Origin of the sequence: Bradyrhizobium sp., from assembly GCF_028868675.1 — a bacterium.
Taxonomy (GTDB): domain Bacteria; phylum Pseudomonadota; class Alphaproteobacteria; order Rhizobiales; family Xanthobacteraceae; genus Bradyrhizobium.
In genome coordinates, this window is sequence record NZ_JAGWUA010000008.1 from 1 (window position 1) to 18726 (window position 18726).

An 18726-nucleotide genomic window follows, 5' to 3' on the forward strand; every position below is an offset into this window, starting at 1 on the left:
CCATAGCAGATAGCTTGCCGCCATCACCAGCACCGAGAGTTGGTATAGCCGCACCGAGCCCACCTTGCGGCTGATGAAGCCGATTCCACCGCGTCCCAGAACGCTCATGCCGCCGATGATGGAAATGAGCGCAGACGCGGCGACCGGACTAGCGCCGTTGGCGAGCGCGAATGGCGACAGAAACACCATCGACGTGACGAGACCCGTCGTGGCCAATACCCAGGATGCGTAGAGGAGCACGAACGGGCGCGACCGCACGACGCACCGCAGGTCCGCCGTCTCGCCGGCCTGGGCAAGCGGCGGCGGGCGGGCGAACCTGGCGCAGAGCAGAAGCAGCACGAACGAGCCGACGCCGAATAGTGCATAGGCCGTCCGCCAGCCATGCGTCTGGATCAGCAACGCTGCCACGGGCGGCATCAGCAAGGTCCCGCATCCGGTGCCGGCCGCAGCCAGGCCCAGCGCCGTTGTGCGATGGCGGGTGAACCATCCGCCAACAAGTGCAAGGGTCGGGACGTAGGCGCAGGAAGCTCCAATACCGGCGCCAGCACCATAGGCCAAGTAGCCGATCCACATCCGAGGCGCGGCCGCGGTCAGCATCAGCCCGGCTCCCATGATGACAGCGCCCGCCGCGATGATGCGCTGCGGGCCAAAGCGATCGCTCAGCCGGCCGGTAATCGAGCCAAAAAAGTAGAAGAGCGCGCCGGTGATCGCGAAAAAGACCGAGGTTTCGGTGCGGCTGGCGTCAAACTCCGCCTCCATCGGAGTGAAGAACACACCGAAGCTGTACATCACCCCGAAGACGACAAATCCGGCAATGAAGGCGGACAGGACGACGAGCCAGCCCGCGCCGGAATCGGGTTCGTTTGCTTTCATGCTTCGGGGCTGCAGCTATCCAGCTTGACTGTTTCGAGACGGGCAACCGAAGTCGCGACATACGCAGTGCCGTTCTGGCAAAACATCCGCGACAAATATATGTTCTGGATATGTGTACCCGCGGAGCTAGGATCGGTCGCAACGGAACCATAACGACATTTGTTGAGTCGCAGCGGCGACTAAATCAGGCGGGAGAAACGCAATGCAGTCAAGATTGGAATACCGGGAATCGTCACCGGAAGGATTTGCGGCGATGCGGCAACTCAACTCCTACGTCGAGAGCTGCGGTATTGAGCATTCGCTGCTCGAACTGGTGAAGACGCGGGCATCGCAGATCAACGGCTGCGCCTATTGTCTGGACATGCATACCAGGGATGCGCGCGCTGCGGGCGAAACTGAACAGCGCCTATACATGCTGTCGGCTTGGCGCGAGACGCCGTTCTTCAGTCCGCGCGAGCGCGCGGCGTTGGCCTGGACCGAGGTGGTCACCCGCATTTCCGAGTACGCCGTCGACGATGAGCTCTATGTGGAGCTGCGACAGCATTTCTCCGAGAAAGAGGCCGTCGACCTGACGCTGGCGGTGATTACGATCAACGGCTGGAACAGGTTGGCGATCTCTTTTGGGAGTGAGGTTGGAAGTCATCGAAGGAGCGACGCTACAAGACAAGGTGTCAGGACGCGGTAACGGGTTCACGGCACCACGTCGCCTCAGTTTCGGGGCGCCTCCACGATCTTGCGCAGTTCGTCGACCGCCTCGGGATTGACCAGCGCCGAGAGATCGCCTGGTTCCTCCGCTAGCAGAACGGCGCGGATGACGCGGCGCATGGTCTTGAGGTTGCGGGTGCGCGGCAGATCGCGCACGAACAGCAACTGTTTCGGCCGAAACGAGGCACCGAGGCCTGTGACGACGGCGTCAGATAGAGCCGATGCGAGCTCCGGACCGGGCTTCTCGTTCGGTCCGGCCACGACAGCGCAGACCACCGCCGAGCCTTTCACGGGGTCGGACACCGCTACTGCGGCCGCATCGCTGATGCGGTGAGTGGCCAGCAACAGTGCCTCGATTTCGGCCGGGCCGGTCCGCTTGCCGGCGATCTTGATCGTGTCGTCGGAGCGTCCATGGATGAACCATGAGCCGTCGGCATCTCGCGAGGCCCAGTCGCCGTGGACCCAAAGGCCCGGAATCCGACTCCAGTAATTTTCGATGTAGCGCGCCGGGTCGCGCCACAATCCGCGGGTCGTGCCGATACAAGCCTGGCGCATCACGAGTTCCCCGACCTCGCCGGGGCCCACGCTGCGACCGTCCTGGTCGACAATGTCAGCGCCCGTGCCCGGTATCGGGCCGGAGAAACTCGCCGGCTTGATCGGATAGAGCACGTTGGTGGCGAGCAGGCCGCCGAGCTCGGTGCCCCCGGAATAGTTCATGAGGGGACCGCGGCGGCGCAGTGCATTCTCGTAGATCCAAATCCAGGAATCCCGGTCCCACGGCTCGCCAGTCGAGGCAGCGACGCGCAACGAGGACAGGTCGTATTTTGAAATGTCGGCCGTTCCGTAGCGCATCATCATGCGCGCGAGCGTCGGACCGCAGCCGAGGAAGCTCACCTTGTGACCCTGCACCAGTTGCCACAGGCGGCCAGTCTCCGGGTAGTCCGGCGTGCCCTCGGCCAGCACGCAGGTTGCGCCGGCGAGCAGCGCAGCCGTCACCTGGAGTGGGCCGACCAGCCAGCCGAAGTCGGTCATCCACATCAACCTGTCGTTTGGCTTCAGATCGAAGCAGAGGATGAAATCTTCGCCGGTCTTGACGGTGACGCCGCAATGGGTGTGCACCGTACCTTTCGGGCGCCCCGTGGTGCCGGATGTGTAGACGATCATCAAGGGATGCTCGGCGGGCAGTTCGATCGCCGCAAAATCGTCGCAGCCTCGCGCGGTGACGTCGCTCCACCACACATCGCGGCCGGTCCGCATTGGCACGTCATGGCCCCGCCGCCGGGCGACGACCACATGGCGCACGGTCGGCACGTCCTTGATCGCCTCATCGAGCACGCCCTTCATCTCGACCGTCTTGCCGCGGCGCAACGAACCGTCGGCCGTGATCACCGCAACCGCTTCCGCGTCGTTGAGCCGCGCCGCGATGGCGGCTGCGCCAAATCCAGAAAACAGCGGCAAGATAATGCAGCCCAGACGGGCGAGCGCGAGATAGGCGACGGCGACCTCCGGCACCATCGGCAAATAGATGCCGACGGAGTCGCCGCTCCTGAGCCCGAGCGCCGCAAGGCCGGAGGCGAAGCGGTTTACCTCGCGGGCGAGTTGGCAGTAACTGAGGCTGCTGCGGCTCCTGTCCTCGCCTTCCCAAACAATCGCATCGTGACCGCCGCGTCCTGCGGCGAGATGACGGTCGAGCAGCGACAGGGTCATGTTGCCGGTCGCACCGATGCACCATTGCGGCCATTCGATCCCCTTCGACTGGTCCAGCACGCGGGAGTAAGGCTTCACGAACTGCACGCCGAGGAAGCGGATCAGGGCATCCCAGAACCATTCCGGGTCCTGCGCCGCCTTGCGCTCCAGCATCGGATAGTCGGCCAGGTTCTCGGCTGCGATGAGGGCTGCCCAGTTGCTCTGCCGCTTGAAGGCATCGTCCGGATACCAGACGAAGTCGCCAGTCTTGTCGTCGGTCCGTGCCATTTCAACGGTCCCCCGTCGCGGACCCCGTCCGGCGTCGCGCTCGCAGATCAGCCGGGCCACACAGGCGCCCCTCGCCCGATATTGACACTCCAGACTGAATGAACCATCATTCAATCAAAAGACGAAGAGAACCGCAATCGTCTTGTGAAGGGAGCGGGCCAGGTGGCAGCGAGGCAGAAGACGCGAACGGGGTCCGGATCGCGATTGCGATCGACGCAGGCGGGGGTGCCGGCGTCAGCCAGGGCCGGATGAGGATCACCGATGCTGGTGCAGATCCTCAATGGCCTGGTCTATGGTGGGCTTCTCTACATCGTATCGGTCGGGCTGGTGCTGATCTTCGGGCTGCGCCGGATCGTCAACTTCGCGCACGGCAGTCTGTTCATGCTCGGCGCCTACGTAGGCTTCAGCGTCGCCGCGATGGGCGGCTTCTGGGGTGCCCTGCTGGCCGCGGCCATCGTGCTGGCGCTGGTCGGCGCACTGCTCGACATCGCGATCCTGCAGCCGCTGCAGCGAGAGGATCCGATCGTCACGGTGCTGGTAACCTTCGGCCTGCTGCTGATCCTCGAGGATTTCGCCCAGTTCGTCTGGGGCAAGGACTTCCTGAAAAGCCCGGTGCCCACGATGTTTTCCGGCTCGGTGCTGATCTTCGGCGAGAGCTTCCCGGTCTATCGGTTGGTGGTGATCGCGGTCGCGGCGCTGGTCGCGCTTGGCCTGTCGGTGTGGCTGCGCTTGAGCAAGATCGGCCTCTACGTCCGCGCCTCCAGCGCCGATCCGCTCACCACAGCGATGCAGGGCGTCAACACCGACCGTGTCAGCGTGATCGTGGTGGCGCTCGGAGCGGCGCTGGCCGGCATTTCCGGCACCATTTCGGCTCCGCTGCTGGCGCTATCACCGTCGATGGGCAGCTACATTCTGATCGAATCCTTCATTGTCGTCGTGGTCGGTGGCCTCGGCAGCTTCGCCGGCGCCTTCATCGCCGCGATCGTGATCGGCCAGGTACACAATCTCGGCCTGGTCTATGTGCCGTGGGCAGCGACAATGATTCCGTTTCTGCTGATGGTCGGCGTGCTGATCTGGCGCCCGACCGGCATCGCCGGGAGTCATGTCTGACAATGACCGGCATCGTAACCACCGACCCCATCGTCAGCCGCGCTCCCCCGCCGCGTCATGCACTCGCGCTGGCCTCTGCAATCGGCGCGATTGCCTGCGGCGCGCTGCTTGCGGCCACGATCCAGTCCAGCCTCATGATGACGCTGGTCACCCAGGCGATCATCACCGCCATACTCGCTACCGGCGTCGGATTTCTGATCCGCCAGAACGGCGTCGTCTCGTTCGGTCACGCGGCGTTCTACGGCATCGCCTGCTACACGATCGCGCTGGCCCTGAAGCTGGGCGTCATGCGGGTGGAATTCGCGATCCTGCTGGCGCTTGCACTGCCGACGGCGCTGGCGTTCCTGCTCGGTCTCGTGATCATCCGGATTCCCGGCGTCGCCTTCTCGATGCTGACCCTCGCCGTCGGCCAGGCGTTCTATGAATTCGCCATGAAGGCAAGGCACGTCACCGGCGGCGAGGATGGCTTCTCGGTCAGCCTGCCGCCGGCCATCCTCGGCATCCCGACGGCATGGTTCCAGAATCCGCACAGCATGTTCGTGGTGAGCTGGAGCGTGCTCGTGCTGATCATATTCGGCCTCGCCCTGATAGCGGCAAGTCCATTCGGCCGCCTGACCGTTGCGATCCGAGAGAATGAGGAGCGGGCGCGCTTCATCGGCTATCGGACGACCCTGCCACGGGTGCTGGTGCTGACGCTGTCGGCCTTCGTCACCGCCATCGCGGGCGTGTTGTTCACGCTCTACAACACGTTCGTGTCGCCCGACGTGCTGCACTGGACGCTGTCGGGATCGGCCCTGATCATGGCGATCATCGGCGGGCCGCGTCTGATCTGGGGCCCCGCCCTGGGCGCCATCATCTTCTTCTTCACCAAGGATATCGCCGGCGACGTTACCGAACACTGGCAAGGCATCATCGGCGTCATCCTGATCGTCGTCATGCTGGTGATCCCAAGTGGCCTCGGCGGCACGCTCGCAGCGCTGTGGCAGCGGAGGTTCGGCCATGGCTGAGAGCCACGCGATCGAAGGCTCCAAATTGACGCGGCAGTTCGGCGGATTCTTCGCCCTCAAGGGCGTCGACCTTGCCGTCAAGAGAGGAGAGATCCGCGGCCTGATCGGCCCCAACGGTGCCGGCAAGTCGACCTTGATCGACGTGCTGTCGGGCCGCGCGGAACATCGGTCCGGCACCGTCAGAATGTTCGGCACCGACATCAGCGCCATGACGGCGCAGCAGCGTCGCCACGCGGGTCTGGCACGGTCGTTCCAGCGCACCAACATCTTCCCGGATCTGACCGTGATCGACCAGCTCGATATCGCGTCGCGGGCAGCCGAGATGCCCAACATCGACGAGATCATGGCCGAGTTGAACCTGACGGCACTCGCCTTCAGGCGCGCCGCCAACATCTCATATGGAGACCAGCGCCGGCTTGACCTCGCGCTCGCTCTGATTGGCCGGCCGAAGATATTGCTGCTCGACGAGCCGGCGGCCGGCCTGTCGATCGGGGAATCGCTCGAACTGGCTCACATCCTCAAGGATCTCGCAGCCCGCTGGGGCGTCACCGTTCTGCTGGTCGAGCATGACATGGAAGTCGTTTTCTCGATCTGCGATCGCATCACCGTACTTCACCTCGGCGCCATCCTGGCCGAAGGCACGCCGGACCAGATCCGTGGCGTTCCGGAGGTTGTCACCGCCTATCTCGGAAGTTCCGTATGAGCGAACTGCTCGCCTTCAGCAACGTCGTGTCCGGGTATGGCGATGCCCGCATCCTGCACGACGTCGACCTGACCATCGGCGACGGCGAGCGCGTCGCCGTCCTTGGCCGCAACGGCGTCGGAAAAACGACGATCGTCAACACCTTCCTCGGCGTTGCCCGATTGTCGTCCGGCGAAGTCCGCCTTGCAGGCGAACGCCATTCGCCGATCCGCCACTTCATCGCGGCGCGGCGCGGCATCGCGCTGGTGCCGCAGGGCCGCCGGATCATCCCGACTCTGACCGTGCGGGAAAATCTAGCGATCGGCGGCGCCCCCGGCCGCAACAAGCCGTGGACCCTCGATCGCGTGTTCGACCTGTTTCCGATCCTGCGCGAACGCGCCAACACGCCGGGCACCGCACTGTCGGGCGGCCAACAGCAGATGCTGGCGATCGGCCGCGCCCTGATGTCGAACCCCTCGCTGCTCGTGCTCGACGAGCCGAGCGAGGGCCTTGCGCCAGTAATCATCGACGAACTCGCAGTCGTGCTGCGCCAACTCGCGGACGCGGGCACCGCGCTGCTGCTGATCGAACAGCACTTCGGTCTCGTTCACCGGGTGGCGGAGCGATACTACGTGCTCTCGAAAGGCACGATCGTGGAGCAAGGCCATCTCGCGGGGATCTCGATGGAGAGTCTGAAGAAGCACGTTGCAGTCTGAGATCAACTCCCAACGAAAGAAGGAAGGAAACATGCAAAACGGAGGACACATGCGTAGATCGCACTTGCTCGCGTTCGGCCTGCTCGGCTCGGCGGCCGCGCTGGTCGCGCCCGCCGGCCCAGCGACCGCCCAGGAGACACTGAAAATTGGCGTACCGACTGCGCTGACCGGCACCTATGCTGGTCTCGGCGCCGAGGCGGTCCGGGCCATCGAGTTCGCCGTCGCGGAGGCCAATGCAAAAGGCGGCGTCGCCGGCCACAAGGTCGAGATCAAGACGCTCGACACGGAAGCCAAACCCGAGGTCGCGCGCAAGCAAGCCGAGAAGCTGGCGCTGGAAGGTTACAAGATCCTGACCGGCACCATTGCGTCGGGCGAAGGTCTCGCCATGGGTCCGCTGCTGGCGCGCTGGGACGCGATCTACGTCTCCACCATCAACAAGAGCGACAAGTTGACCGGCGACTCCTGCGTACCGCGGATGTTCCGCACAAATCATCAGGACGCCCAGGATGCGGCCGTCGTCCGGCCGTGGCTTGGCAGCCGCAAGGAAGGCAAATGGGCGATCCTCGCCGCGGACATCGCCTGGGGGCGCGACTCCGGCAAGAGCTTCGTCGAGGCTGCCAAGGTCAACAAGAAGGACATCGTCGCCGAGATCTACTCGCCATTCGGTTCCAACGACTACGCGCCGTTCATCCAGCAGATCAAGTCGTCCGGCGCCGAGGGTCTGTGGGTTGCCCTCGCCGGCCGCGACGCCATCAACTTCGCCACCCAGGCGAAAGAGTTCGGCCTTCTCGACAAGGTATTCGTCGCTGGCGTCAGCTTCGTCACCGACAACAATGTCAAGACGCTCGGGGCGACCTCCAAGGGCATCTGGGGCATCATCAACTACTCCTCGACGCTCGACACGCCGGCCAACAAGGCGTTCGTCGAGGCGTGGAAGACGAAATACAACGGCGATGAGCCGGCGAGCTTCGAGGGCGAAACCTATCTCGGCATGCAAGTAATCTTCCAGGCGGTCGAGAAGGCGAAGAGCGTGAAGCCCGTGGATGTGGCCAAGGCGATGCGCGGGGGCACGTTCGACACCGTCCTCGGCAAGGTGACTTTACGCGCCGAGGACCACCAGATGGTCCTGCCCAACTACTTCGGCTACATCGGCGAGCGTGGCGGCAAGCTGCGACCGATCATCACGGAGACCATCCCGGCGAACGTAGCCACTACGCCGCCGACAGGCACTTGCAAAATGGGCGAATTGTGAGCAAGACCGCGGGCTGGCGGCTGCATCCTGCAGCCGCCGGTCATGATGAAGCGGCGGAAAGGTGACCATGAGCCTCACGGTCAAGAGCAAGGTGGAGGTGCCCGAGCTCATTGAGAAGCGACGCGGACAGATCATTGCGGCAGCAATCGAGCTGTTCGCCAAGAACGGCTACCACGTGACCACGATACGCGACATCGCCAAGCGGGCCGACGTCAGCATCGGCACCATCTACCAGTACGTTTCGGACAAGGAGGACGTGCTCTTCCTGACACTGATCGAGGTGCTCGACGCCTACCAGCGCCACGTGCCGGCCGCCATCGAGGGCATCAGCGAGCCGCTGGCGCGCTTTCATGCCGCGATCAAAGCCTATTGCACCGTCAACGACGCCAAGATAGGCGCTACCGTGCTCGCCTACCGCGAGACCAAGTCGCTGCCCAAGATGCGGCGCAAGCTGATCCAGGAAAAAGAGCTCGCCACTAACCGCCTGATCGCCGCCTGCATCAACGACTGCATCGCCGCCGGCCTGTTCGAGGAGGTCGACGTCGAGCTGTTTGCCTATCAGATCGTGATGTTCGCGCACGCCTGGGCGCTGAAGGCGTGGCGCTTCCGTCCGATGATGACGCTCGACGAGTACCTCGCGCGCGGCATCCGACTGATGCTCAACCCGAAGCTCACGCCGCGCGGCAGGAAGGCCTTCACCAAACTGAACGTCTAGTCTGCCGCGCCGCGCGCCGGCTCAATTGCCCTCGAACACGGGCTTCTTCTTCGCGACGAACGCCTCGTAGGCACGTTCGTAGTCCTTGGTCTGCATGCAGATCGCCTGCGCCTGGGCCTCGGCCTCGATCGACTCGTCGACGCCCATGTTCCACTCCTGGTGGATGCACTTCTTGGTCATGGCGTTCGCGAAGGTCGGACCATCGGCGAGCATCCTGGCCATCGCCTGCGCGTCGGCCAAGACGGCGTCGGGTTCGCTGAGCTTGTTGTAGAAGCCCCAGCGCTCGGCCTCGGTGCCGTCCATCGCCCGGCCGGTGTAGAGCAGCTCCGCCGCACGGCCCGCGCCGATGATGCGGGGGAGCATGTTGCAGGCGCCCATGTCGGCGCCGGCAAGTCCGACGCGCACGAACAGGAACGCCACCTTGCTCCGCGCCGTGCCGACGCGCAGGTCCGAGGCCATCGCCAGGATCGCGCCGGCGCCGGCGCAGATGCCGTCGATCGCGGCGACGATCGGCTGCGGACAGGCCCGCATCGCCTTGACGAGATCGCCGGTCATGCGGGTGAAGGCCAGCAGCCCCGCCATGTCGTCCTTGCGCTGCATCTCGACCAGCGGACCGATGATCTCGTGCACGTCGCCGCCGGAGCAGAAGTTGCCGCCGGCGCCGGTGATGACGACGTTGGCGATGTCGTTGCAGTAGAGGAGATCGCGGAAGGTATCGCGCAGCTCGGCGTAGGATTCGAGCGTCAGCGGGTTCTTCCGCTCCGGCCGGTTCAGGGTGATGGTGGCGACCTTGCCGTCGCGCTGCCACTGGAAGTGCCGCGGAGCGAAGTTCGAGAAATCGACCCGCGGCGGGTTGAAGCGGGCGGCTGTTGCTGTCATGCGAGGCATCCTTGGTTGAGACGAATGGGGCCGTGCGGGCGGATCATGCCCGCGCCGCTCAGCCGGCGAAAGTGAGGCCGCCGCTGACGCTCATGATCTGGGCGGTCACATAGCTCGATTTCGATCCGGCGAAGAACAGGATCGCGTCGGCGATCTCCTGCGGCTTGCCGAGCCGCCGGAAGGCGATCGCCCGGACGAAGGCGTCCTTCAGCTTGTCGGACCGGGTGTCGAGCAGCGGCGTCTCGGTCGGCCCCGGGCACACGCAGTTGACGCAGACGCCCTGCCGCGCGACCTCGCGGGCGAGCGACTTGGTGAAGGCGATCATGCCGCCCTTGGCGGCCGCATAAGCCGTCTCGCCGGTCGAGCCGACCCGGCCGGCGTCGCTCGCCACGTTGACGATGTGGGCGTTGCCGGCGGCGAATATCGACGGCAGCAGCGCCTGGGTGAGATGCAGCGAGCCGGTCAGGTTGCCGGCGATGACCTTGTCGAGATAGTCGGGCGGCGTCTCGGCGAAGGGATGAATGGCGCTGAAGCCTGCGGCGTTGACCAGAATGTCGAGCCTCGGATGGCGCGCGGTCACGGCCGCGGCGCAGCGGCGCACCGAGGCGCTGTCGGTGAGGTCGATCGGCTCGTACTCAACGTCGAGATCGTTGCGGCGCGCCTCGTCGGCCAGCGCCTTGCCCGCGGCCTCGTTGATGTCGGCGCAGATCACCCGCGCGCCGTTGCGCGCGAGCTCCATCACCGTCGCCTTGCCGATGCCGGAGGCCCCGCCGGTCACCAATGCGGTCTTGCCCTCGAATTCCATGCCGTCCTCCTGGTGTTGGTCAGCTCCGCGCTCCGGCGATGAAAGCGCTGATGCGTTCCCGCGTCTCGGCGTCGGTCTGAAGGTTGCGTGTCGATTCCAGTTCGTCGCCGTAGCCGCCGCGCCCGGGCGTCGCCGCGGCCGCGATGCACCGCTTGGCCTCCGCAAGCGCGGCGGCGGGCAGCGCGGCGATTCGCGCCGCGATCTCGGCGGCGCGAGCTGCGAGCTCCGCGCGCGGACAGGCCCATTGCACGAGACCGAGCCGCTCGGCGGTTGCGCCATCGACGGCTTCGGCGCCGAGGATGAGCCGGCTGGCGAGACCGCGGCCGACGAGCCGCGTCAGCCGCTGCGTGCCGCCGGCGCCGGGAATGAGGCCGAGCTTCACCTCCGGCAGGCCGAGCTTGGCCTCGGTGGCGGCAATACGGAGGTCGCAGACCAGCGCGAGCTCGAAGCCGCCGCCGAGCGCGGCGCCGCCGATCTCGGCGAGCGTCACCCGCGGCAGGGATTCGATGCGCGCATAGAGCCGCTGGATCGCGGCGACATAGGCGTAGGTGCGGTCGGGGCCGTCGGCCGCATCGAAGCGGGCGCTCATCTCCTTGAGCTCCGCACCGGCGCAAAACACCTTCTGGTCGGAGCGCAGATGCAGCACCTTCCAGTCGTCGCGCGCCTCGAGCCCGGAGATTGCGCGCGCAAGTCCCGCGATCCAGGCTTCGCTGAGCGCGTTGACCGGAGGCGAACTCATGGTCAGTGTCGCGATCTGGCCGGCGATGGACGTCTGGAACATGCTCTTCTCCGTCAATTTGCGAACGAGCGGCTGGTCACCAGCCGCTGGATGTCGTTGCTGCCCTCGTAGATCTTGGCGACGCGCACGGCGCGAAAGATGCGCTCGACGCCGCAGTCTTCGATGTAGCCGTTGCCGCCAAAGGTCTGGATCGCGTCGGAGCAGACCTGCTCGGCCATCTCGGGGGCGAACAGCTTTGCCATCGAGGCTTCGACCACGCAGGAGCGGCCGGCGCTGCGCAGCGCGGCTGCGTGGAGCACGAGCTGGTGCGAGGCTTCGATTCTGGTCGCCATCTCATGCCGGCGTCACGGAGCGGGCGCTAATTCGGACGCCGGCCAAAGACATCCTCGATGCGAGCGTCATGCGTCTCGGAATGACTCGATAACCAACCGTCGAGCCTTGCCGCGAGATCGTCGCGACCGGTCTCCTCGTCGCGGTCGAATTCGTCGACCAGACCGACGATCTCGTCGAGCAAGCGCTCGAAATCTTCTCTTTGCTGCGGCAACTGTTCGTAGCCATGCTCGCGCAGGAACCGCTCTTCCAGAGCAAAATGCATGGTGATCGCGTTGACCAGGGCCTCGAAGAAGGCCGCGACCGCGGACGGCTCATCCTCGACCATGAGCTGATCGTAGAGCCGGTTGATCCGCTCGATCAGCGCCTTGTGTTCGTCATCGACCGGCTCGGTCCCGACGCTGTAGTCATCCTTCCAATACACCAGGGCCATGACCGTTCACCTCACCACGGATTCACCGATATCGAACAGCGACAAGCAGCGCGGCGATGATGAAGAAAGAATGCTCGGGAAACTGCGGAGGTGCCTTGACCAAAGTCAACGGGTCGTCGCGCGCGCCGCGTCCATGCCGTGGCGGCAAGAACTCAGATGCCCAGATGGCGCATCGTCATCTGATGATCGGCGGCGAGCGTCGCCGGCGTGCCGTCGTGAACGATCCGTCCCTTGACGATGACGACGCAGCGATCGGCGATCGTCTTGAGCGTTTCGATGTCCTTGTCGACCACCAGTACCGCGACGCCGCGCGCCTTGAGCCGCCGGACGGTGGCCCAGATCTCCTGCCGGATCAGCGGCGCGAGCCCTTCCGTGGCCTCGTCGAGCATGAGCAGGTCGGGGTTGGTCATGAGGGCGCGGCCAATGGCCAGCATCTGGCGCTCGCCACCCGACAGGTTTCCGCCCATGTGACGGAGCCGCTCGTGCAGCCACGGAAACAATTCGACGATGTGCGCAAACGTCCAGCCGGGGCCGCCGTCGCGGCCGGGCCGCGCCGCCATGATCAGGTTTTCGTGGACGGTCAATTTGGGAAAGATGCCGCCGCCTTCCGGCACCATGGCGATGCCGGCCTGCGCCACCCGGTGTGCGGGCGCGCCGGTCATGTCCCTGCCGTGAACGAGCACCTGTCCCTGCCGCGGCCGGATCAGGCCAAGCAGCGTTCGCAGCGTCGTGGTCTTGCCCATTCCATTGCGGCCCATCAGGCTGACGATCTCGCCGCGGCCGACGGCCATGTCCACGCCGTGCAGGACGTGGCTCGTGTCGTAATAGGCGTGGATCCCCCGCGCCTCTATCGCTGCGGCGGCGCTCATTCGGCGGCATCCCGATGTCCGAGATAGGCATCCTGCACGGCCCGATCGGCGCGCACCTGGTCCACCGGGCCGGTGGCGATCACATGGCCGTTCACCATGACCGTCAGCGTGTCGGCGATCGCGAACACCGCGTCCATGTCATGCTCGATGAGGATCAGCGTGTGATCGCGCGCAACCGCCCGCAGCAAGTCCAGGATCTCCCGGCTCTCCTGCGCGCCCATTCCCGCCAGCGGCTCATCGAGCAGAAACAGCTCCGGCTCGGTCGCGAGCACCATCGCAATCTCGAGCTTGCGGCGGTCGCCATGGCTGAGCGCCGATGCGGCGTCCTGACTCCGCGGCCCGAGGCCGCAGCGCGCAAGCGCGCGATGCGCCCGGTCCGCCACCGCGCCAAGCCGCGAAGCGGGGCGGAAAAACCGCATCGACGACCGCAGCCGGGATTGCGCGGCGATCCGGCAATTCTCGAAAGCGCTGAGCGAGGGATAGAGATTGGTGACCTGGAAGCTGCGGCCGATCCCGAGGCGCGAGATGGCGTCAGGCGACCAGCCGGCGATGTCGCGCCCCTTGTAGCGGATGTGGCCTCCGGTCGGCGCCAGTTCGCCGGACAGCATGTTGATCAACGTCGTCTTGCCCGCACCGTTCGGCCCGATCACGGCGTGCACCTTGCCTGCGCTGAATTTCACCGAGACCCGGTTCACGGCGATCAGCCCGGCGAACTGCCTGACGAGGTCGACGGTTTCCAGGATGGGATCGACCCCACCCCTCGGGATCGCGTGGACGGATGGCTGCTCGTCGGGATGCGTCTCGGCGGACCGTCCGGACTTCGCCGCCCTGCCGGCCGCGCTCAGCAGCAGACCGGCGATACCCTTCGGCAACAGCAGGACCACGGCGACGACGAACCCGCCCATGAGCAGCAGCCAGTGCTCGGTCAGGCCCGACAGCAGATCCTCCAGCAGTACGAAGACGAAGGCCCCCAACACCGGCCCGAACAGGGTCCCGGAGCCTCCGAGAATCACGACCATCAGGACGCGGCCCGACTCGCGCCACCCCATATGGGCCGGGTTGACGTACCCGAACTGGACGGCGCTGAGATAGCCCGCAAGCCCGGCCAGGATGCCGGCGATGCAGAAGCTGACCAGCTTGTAGCGGTCGATCGGAAACCCCAGCGCGCGCGTACGCGCCTCATTGACCTGCAGCGCGGTGATGACCTGCCCGAACGGCGAGCGCAGCAGCGTCCATAGAAACGCCGCCGTCAGGAGCAGGACGACGAGCGCCATATAATAAAGGGTCGCGCGGTCCTGCAGGGTGAGCAGCGTGACGTCCCCGATGGCGAGGCGGGGCTTGGTCAGGATGTAGAATCCGTCGGAGCCGCCGTAACCGCGCGCGTCGTTGAAGAAATAGTAGATCATCTGGGCGAACGCCAGGGTGATCATGATGAAATAGACGCCGGAGGTGCGGATCGACAGCCAGCCGATCGCAGCGGACACGAGGCCGCACACGACGAGCGTCGCCGGCAGTGTCGCACCCATCGAGACCAGGCCGAAATCGCGCGTCAGGATCGCAAGACTGTAACCGCCAAGGCCATAGAATGCCGCATGTCCGAAGCTGACGAGACCCGTGAACCCGACCAGCAGGTCGAGGCTCATCGCAAAGACCGCGAGCACGAAGATCTGGGTGACGAGCTGCACGTGGAAGCGGCCGCCGACCAGCGGCACGGTCGCGAGGCCGGCCACCGCGATCAGCAGCAGGATGGCGATCGATCGCGGCAGCGGCGGCATGTCATCAAGCCTTCACGCCGTAGAGACCGCTCGGCCGCCAGAGCAGGACCGCGGCCATCAGCGCGTAGACCACCATGCTGGAGAGTTCCGGGACCATCACCCGGCCGAACGTGTCGGCCAGCCCGATCATCATCGAGCCGATGAACGCGCCCTTGATGGAGCCGATGCCTCCGATCACGACCACCACGAAGGAAATGATGAGGACGTTCTCGCCCATCCCCGGATAGACGGAGTTGATCGGGGCCGCCAGCATGCCGGCGACCGCCGTCAGCGCCGCCCCGACGCTGAACACGATCGCGAACAGCCGGCCGACGTCGATGCCGAGTATCTGCACCATTTCGCGGCTGCTCGAGCCCGCGCGTATCATCATGCCGATCCGGGTGGAATGGATCGCGACGTACATGGCCGCGGCGACCAGCAGGCAGATCGCCGAAATGAACAGGCGGTAGACCGGATAGGATTGCGACTCGGTGATTTCGACGACCCCGGCCAGAATGGCCGGCACCGCGACGCCGTGGACGTCGTTGCCCCAGACGATCCGCTGCAGCTCGTTGAAGATGAGAATGAGGCCGTAGGTCAGCAGCACCTGGTAGAGATGATCGCGCTGATAGAGAAACGAGATCGCGAGACGTTCGACGACCAGACCGAGCAGCAGGGCTGCCGGAAGCGCCAGCGCGATGGCGAGCGCAAAGCTCCCGGTCTTCTCCGAAAGCCAGTACGCGAGATAGGCGCCGATCATGTAGAAGGAACCGTGCGCCAGATTGATGACGCCCAGTATCCCGAAGATCAACGTCAATCCCGCCGCGATCAGAAACAGGAGCAGGCCGTACTGCAGCCCATTCAGAAGCTGGATCGCGATGGTTCCGATATCCATGGATCTGCCGTGGCGGCCGTCAGGCCATCCCGCACCCGGTCCCGGGATCGCTGACCTCCTTTTCCGCGACACCGACGACGGCGTTGTCGCCGTTCCTGACCTCGCGCAGATAGACGTCCTGCACCGGGTTGTGCGATTTGGAGTAACGCCAGGCCCCACGCGGGCTATCGAACTTCGCCTCTTCCATGGCGCGGATCAACTCTTTGGTCGCGCCGGTGTCGCCCTTGACCTTCTCCATTGCGCGGATCAGCAGCTGCGCCGTGTCGTAGCCCTGCACCGCATAGACGTCGGCGTCGCGGCCGGTCGCCTTCTTGAAGGCGTCGCGGAAGCGAAGATTGGCCGGCAATTGCAGGCTGTCGGCGTAGTGCAGCGTCGTGAAAACGCCTTCCGCCGCCGCGCCCTGCGCGGGAAGCGTGCCGTCGGTGAGAAAGCCCGCGCCGTAGAGCGGAATCTTCGCCTTCACGCCGGACTCGGCGTAGTCCTTGACGAACTTCACCGCGCCCGCGCCGGCAAAGAACGCGAACACCGCATCGGGTTTGAGGGCTGCGATCTCGGTCAGGTTGGCCTGGAACTCCACATTCGGAAACGGAATGAGGATTTCCTTCACGACGGAGCCGCCGGCCTTTTCGAATCCTTCGCGGAACGCGCCGATCATCTCCTTGCCCGCGGCATAGTTCCACGTCACCGACACGACCCGCTTGAGGCCGCGCCGCGCCATCTCGGTGCCCATCGGAAAGCAGACCTGCCAGTTGCTGAACGAGGTCCGGAAGATGTTCGCTCCGCACATCTCGCGCGTGACGGCGTTGGCGCCGGCATTCGACACGATCGTCAGCGTGCCTTCCTCGCGCGCGATCTTGGCCATGGCCATCGCCACGCCCGAATGCACCGGGCCGGACAGGAAATCGACCTTCTCGCCGACGATCAGCTTGTTGGTGTTCGCGGCAGCCTTGGCCGGATCGGCCTCGCTGTCGAGCTGGACGAGTTCGAAGTCCCGACCGCCCAGCTTGTTGCCGGCCTCGGCCAAGCCGAGCTTCATGGCATCTGTGATGTTGTGGCCGAGCGCTGCATAGGTGCCGCTATAGGGCAGCAGCAAGCCGACCTTGACCTTGGCCTTTTGCGCAATCGCCGGAACGGCCGGAATGAAATTCGCCGCCGACGCCAGCCCCGCAACCGCGGTCTGCCTGAGAAGGTCCCGGCGTGAAATGGTCCGCAGCAAACTCCTCATGGCTCCTCCGTCTTCTCCCTTGCGGCGGCCGATCAGGGCGCGCCGAATGTCGATGGTTCGTCCTTGCACGCGGAACGCAGCACGAAGCGCTGGATCTTTCCGGTCGCCGTCTTCGGCAATTCCGCCACGAAATTGATCTGTCGCGGATATTTGTAGGGAGCGAGGCCCTTCCTGCAGAAGTCGACCAGTTCGGCCGCGAGCCCGGCGCTTCCCGCCTGCCCTTGCCTGAGAACGACGAAGGCCTCCGGCTTGACCAGATCCTCGCGATCGGCGCGACCCACCACCGCCGCCTCGACCACCGCGGGATGCTCGACGAGGCGCGACTCGATCTCGAACGGCGAGCACCAGATGCCACCGACCTTCATCATGTCGTCGCTTCGGCCGCAGTAGTAGTAATAGCCTTCGGCGTCGCGTCGATAGGTGTCGCCGGTGTTGAGCCAGCCATCGACCATGGTTCGCGCCGTGCGCTCGGCATTGTTCCAGTAGCAGCGTGCGGTCGAGTCGCCCGAGATCAGCAACTGGCCGCTGTCGCCGTCGGCGACCTCGGCGCCGCGCTCGTCGAGGATACGCGCCGTGTAGCCCGGCACGACACGGCCGCTGGATCCCGGCCTGATGTCGCCAGGGGCATTCGAGATGAAGATATGCAGTGCCTCCGTCGAGCCGATGCCGTCCAGGATCCAAAGGCCGGTTTCCTCGTGCCACCGCCGCAGGATTTCCGCAGGCAGCGCCTCGCCGGCCGAGACGCAATGCCGGACCGAGGAGAGATCGGGCTTCTCGGTCGCGAAGTGCTGCAAGTACGCCGCATAAAGCGTCGGTACGCCGAAATAGAGCGTCGGCCGGAATTGCGCGATCAGCGGAAAGCTCGTCGCCGGTCCGGGCCGTGCGCCGTTCAGGACCGCCGTAGCGCCGACCCAGAGCGGAAAGGTCAGATTGTTGCCGAGCCCGTAGGCAAAGAACAATTTGGCCTCGGAGTAAAAGACGTCATCCTCGCGGATGCCCAGGGTCTCGACGCCAAATCGCTGGCTGGTAACGACCATGTCGCGATGACGATGAACCGCCGCCTTCGGCGATCCGGTCGAGCCGGACGAGTAGAGCCAGAAGCAGTCGTCGTCGGCCGCCGTCGCCACGGTTTCGAATTGCGCGCCGGCGTCGGCAATCAGGCTTGCGAAAGAGTTTGCCTCGCCCTCCGTGCAGAGAACGATTTGCGGCGCACGGGCGGCACCAGCAATGGCAGGCCGCACCTCCTCGGCGAATTCGGGCGAATAGACCAGCGCGGCGGCGCCGGAATCCTCGATCATGTAGGTGTAGCTGGTCGCACGCAGCAGCGTATTGAGCGGAACCGGAATGATGCCCGCCTTGATCGCCCCCCAGAACAGATAGAAGAAGGCCGGGCAATCCTTCACGACCATCAGCATGCGGTCCCCGCGCTTCAGGCCGAGGCGCAGGAGAAGCCGCGCGCATCGATTGACGTTGGCGGCGAGATCGGCGTAGGTCACGTCGCCATCGACCGAGCGGATCGCGATCTTCGCGCTGCGGCCTTCGGCGATGTGCCGGTCGATGAAGGGAACGGCGACGTTGAAGTCCGCCGAAAATCGCAGGCGCGGCGGGTGCTCGGACGCGTCGATCTCGACCGTATGACTCTGCATCGCCTCGACCCGTCCTCGCTCCGACAAACCCGGTTTGACAATTTCCGCCGATCGATCTTCGCCGGCTCATATCAGTTGCGGCGCGATTAACCCTTGACTTCGGTCATGCGGGTCGAG

The 18726-nt window shown here is 65.2% G+C and carries 18 protein-coding genes and 1 pseudogene; 7 read left to right on the top strand and 12 right to left on the bottom strand.

Features of this window, described 5'->3' with window-relative positions; all coding sequences use genetic code 11:
• On the bottom strand, positions 1 to 873 hold an 873-nt coding region (locus KGM94_RS02145; RefSeq protein WP_300254432.1), incomplete at its 3' end, for an MFS transporter.
• Positions 874 to 1075: 202 nt separating this feature from the next.
• Between KGM94_RS02145 and KGM94_RS02150 the strand changes: the two genes are divergently transcribed.
• Complete coding sequence (locus tag KGM94_RS02150; protein WP_300254435.1) at positions 1076 to 1558, top strand: carboxymuconolactone decarboxylase family protein; 483 nt, start codon at positions 1076 to 1078, stop codon at positions 1556 to 1558.
• A gap of 23 nt (positions 1559 to 1581) precedes the next feature.
• On the opposite strand, the gene KGM94_RS02155 is transcribed toward KGM94_RS02150, so the two are convergent.
• Positions 1582 to 3552 carry an AMP-binding protein gene (locus KGM94_RS02155; RefSeq protein WP_300254438.1) on the bottom strand — a complete coding sequence of 657 codons (1971 nt, stop codon included), beginning with the start codon at positions 3550 to 3552 and terminating at the stop codon, positions 1582 to 1584.
• A gap of 261 nt (positions 3553 to 3813) precedes the next feature.
• Here KGM94_RS02155 and KGM94_RS02160 point away from each other — a divergent pair, with 261 nt between their 5' ends.
• From KGM94_RS02160 to KGM94_RS02185, 6 genes are all read left to right on the top strand, one after another.
• Entirely contained in the window at positions 3814 to 4662 is an 849-nt protein-coding gene (locus KGM94_RS02160) for a branched-chain amino acid ABC transporter permease (RefSeq protein WP_300254441.1), read from the top strand.
• 2 nt (positions 4663 to 4664) lie between these two features.
• Positions 4665 to 5669, top strand: coding sequence for a branched-chain amino acid ABC transporter permease (locus KGM94_RS02165; RefSeq protein ID WP_300254444.1), 1005 nt, complete (start codon positions 4665 to 4667; stop codon positions 5667 to 5669).
• On the top strand, positions 5662 to 6372 hold the full coding sequence (locus tag KGM94_RS02170) for an ABC transporter ATP-binding protein (RefSeq protein ID WP_300254446.1): 711 nt from the start codon (positions 5662 to 5664) through the stop codon (positions 6370 to 6372). The genes KGM94_RS02165 and KGM94_RS02170 overlap by 8 nt, the downstream gene beginning before the upstream one ends.
• Positions 6369 to 7067, top strand: a complete 699-nt coding sequence (locus tag KGM94_RS02175; RefSeq protein WP_300254449.1) for an ABC transporter ATP-binding protein — start codon at positions 6369 to 6371, stop codon at positions 7065 to 7067. The genes KGM94_RS02170 and KGM94_RS02175 overlap by 4 nt, the downstream gene beginning before the upstream one ends.
• Positions 7068 to 7116: 49 nt before the next feature.
• Positions 7117 to 8319 (top strand): ABC transporter substrate-binding protein, encoded by a 1203-nt coding sequence (locus KGM94_RS02180; protein ID WP_300254450.1) that lies wholly within the window; start codon positions 7117 to 7119, stop codon positions 8317 to 8319.
• A 67-nt stretch (positions 8320 to 8386) separates the two neighbouring features.
• A complete protein-coding gene (locus KGM94_RS02185; RefSeq protein ID WP_300254452.1) occupies positions 8387 to 9034 on the top strand; it encodes a TetR/AcrR family transcriptional regulator in 648 nt (215 codons plus the stop codon).
• Positions 9035 to 9055: 21 nt separating this feature from the next.
• Here the strand turns inward: KGM94_RS02185 and KGM94_RS02190 are convergent, their stop codons facing one another.
• The 10 genes and pseudogenes from KGM94_RS02190 to KGM94_RS02235 form a co-directional block, all read right to left on the bottom strand.
• Complete coding sequence (locus KGM94_RS02190) at positions 9056 to 9913, bottom strand: enoyl-CoA hydratase family protein (protein ID WP_300254455.1); 858 nt, start codon at positions 9911 to 9913, stop codon at positions 9056 to 9058.
• Positions 9914 to 9971: 58 nt separating this feature from the next.
• A complete protein-coding gene (locus KGM94_RS02195; RefSeq protein ID WP_300254457.1) occupies positions 9972 to 10718 on the bottom strand; it encodes an SDR family NAD(P)-dependent oxidoreductase in 747 nt (248 codons plus the stop codon).
• Positions 10719 to 10737: 19 nt separating this feature from the next.
• On the bottom strand, positions 10738 to 11499 hold the full coding sequence (locus tag KGM94_RS02200; RefSeq protein ID WP_300254460.1) for an enoyl-CoA hydratase/isomerase family protein: 762 nt from the start codon (positions 11497 to 11499) through the stop codon (positions 10738 to 10740).
• Positions 11500 to 11510: 11 nt separating this feature from the next.
• Positions 11511 to 11792, bottom strand: a pseudogene (locus KGM94_RS02205) (acyl-CoA dehydrogenase family protein); the annotation flags it as partial.
• A gap of 23 nt (positions 11793 to 11815) precedes the next feature.
• Positions 11816 to 12220: a bacteriohemerythrin gene (locus KGM94_RS02210; protein ID WP_300254463.1), complete on the bottom strand. Its 405-nt coding sequence runs from the start codon at positions 12218 to 12220 to the stop codon at positions 11816 to 11818.
• A 152-nt stretch (positions 12221 to 12372) separates the two neighbouring features.
• Positions 12373 to 13089, bottom strand: a complete 717-nt coding sequence (locus KGM94_RS02215; protein ID WP_300254465.1) for an ABC transporter ATP-binding protein — start codon at positions 13087 to 13089, stop codon at positions 12373 to 12375.
• Positions 13086 to 14864, bottom strand: a complete 1779-nt coding sequence (locus tag KGM94_RS02220; RefSeq protein ID WP_300254468.1) for a branched-chain amino acid ABC transporter ATP-binding protein/permease — start codon at positions 14862 to 14864, stop codon at positions 13086 to 13088. The genes KGM94_RS02215 and KGM94_RS02220 overlap by 4 nt, the downstream gene beginning before the upstream one ends.
• A 4-nt stretch (positions 14865 to 14868) precedes the next feature.
• Positions 14869 to 15738 carry a branched-chain amino acid ABC transporter permease gene (locus tag KGM94_RS02225; protein ID WP_300254471.1) on the bottom strand — a complete coding sequence of 290 codons (870 nt, stop codon included), beginning with the start codon at positions 15736 to 15738 and terminating at the stop codon, positions 14869 to 14871.
• A gap of 19 nt (positions 15739 to 15757) precedes the next feature.
• Positions 15758 to 16963 carry an ABC transporter substrate-binding protein gene (locus KGM94_RS02230; RefSeq protein WP_300254474.1) on the bottom strand — a complete coding sequence of 402 codons (1206 nt, stop codon included), beginning with the start codon at positions 16961 to 16963 and terminating at the stop codon, positions 15758 to 15760.
• Between the two features lie 32 nt (positions 16964 to 16995).
• A complete protein-coding gene (locus KGM94_RS02235; protein WP_300254477.1) occupies positions 16996 to 18609 on the bottom strand; it encodes a benzoate-CoA ligase family protein in 1614 nt (537 codons plus the stop codon).
• Positions 18610 to 18726 lie beyond the last annotated feature (117 nt).

Excerpts from the sequence above, each read along its gene's own strand:
- KGM94_RS02180 (WP_300254450.1), top strand. The coding sequence starts at position 7,117 with ATGCGTAGATCGCACTTGCTCGCGTTCGGCCTGCTCGGCTCGGCGGCC.
- KGM94_RS02195 (WP_300254457.1), bottom strand. The coding sequence starts at position 10,718 with ATGGAATTCGAGGGCAAGACCGCATTGGTGACCGGCGGGGCCTCCGGC.
- KGM94_RS02175 (WP_300254449.1), top strand. The coding sequence starts at position 6,369 with ATGAGCGAACTGCTCGCCTTCAGCAACGTCGTGTCCGGGTATGGCGAT.
- KGM94_RS02210 (WP_300254463.1), bottom strand. The coding sequence starts at position 12,220 with ATGGCCCTGGTGTATTGGAAGGATGACTACAGCGTCGGGACCGAGCCG.
- KGM94_RS02225 (WP_300254471.1), bottom strand. The coding sequence starts at position 15,738 with ATGGATATCGGAACCATCGCGATCCAGCTTCTGAATGGGCTGCAGTAC.
- KGM94_RS02155 (WP_300254438.1), bottom strand. The coding sequence starts at position 3,552 with ATGGCACGGACCGACGACAAGACTGGCGACTTCGTCTGGTATCCGGAC.
- KGM94_RS02150 (WP_300254435.1), top strand. The coding sequence starts at position 1,076 with ATGCAGTCAAGATTGGAATACCGGGAATCGTCACCGGAAGGATTTGCG.
- KGM94_RS02220 (WP_300254468.1), bottom strand. The coding sequence starts at position 14,864 with ATGCCGCCGCTGCCGCGATCGATCGCCATCCTGCTGCTGATCGCGGTG.
- KGM94_RS02165 (WP_300254444.1), top strand. The coding sequence starts at position 4,665 with ATGACCGGCATCGTAACCACCGACCCCATCGTCAGCCGCGCTCCCCCG.
- KGM94_RS02215 (WP_300254465.1), bottom strand. The coding sequence starts at position 13,089 with ATGAGCGCCGCCGCAGCGATAGAGGCGCGGGGGATCCACGCCTATTAC.
- KGM94_RS02185 (WP_300254452.1), top strand. The coding sequence starts at position 8,387 with ATGAGCCTCACGGTCAAGAGCAAGGTGGAGGTGCCCGAGCTCATTGAG.
- KGM94_RS02230 (WP_300254474.1), bottom strand. The coding sequence starts at position 16,963 with ATGAGGAGTTTGCTGCGGACCATTTCACGCCGGGACCTTCTCAGGCAG.
- KGM94_RS02190 (WP_300254455.1), bottom strand. The coding sequence starts at position 9,913 with ATGACAGCAACAGCCGCCCGCTTCAACCCGCCGCGGGTCGATTTCTCG.
- KGM94_RS02235 (WP_300254477.1), bottom strand. The coding sequence starts at position 18,609 with ATGCAGAGTCATACGGTCGAGATCGACGCGTCCGAGCACCCGCCGCGC.
- KGM94_RS02170 (WP_300254446.1), top strand. The coding sequence starts at position 5,662 with ATGGCTGAGAGCCACGCGATCGAAGGCTCCAAATTGACGCGGCAGTTC.
- KGM94_RS02200 (WP_300254460.1), bottom strand. The coding sequence starts at position 11,499 with ATGTTCCAGACGTCCATCGCCGGCCAGATCGCGACACTGACCATGAGT.
- KGM94_RS02160 (WP_300254441.1), top strand. The coding sequence starts at position 3,814 with ATGCTGGTGCAGATCCTCAATGGCCTGGTCTATGGTGGGCTTCTCTAC.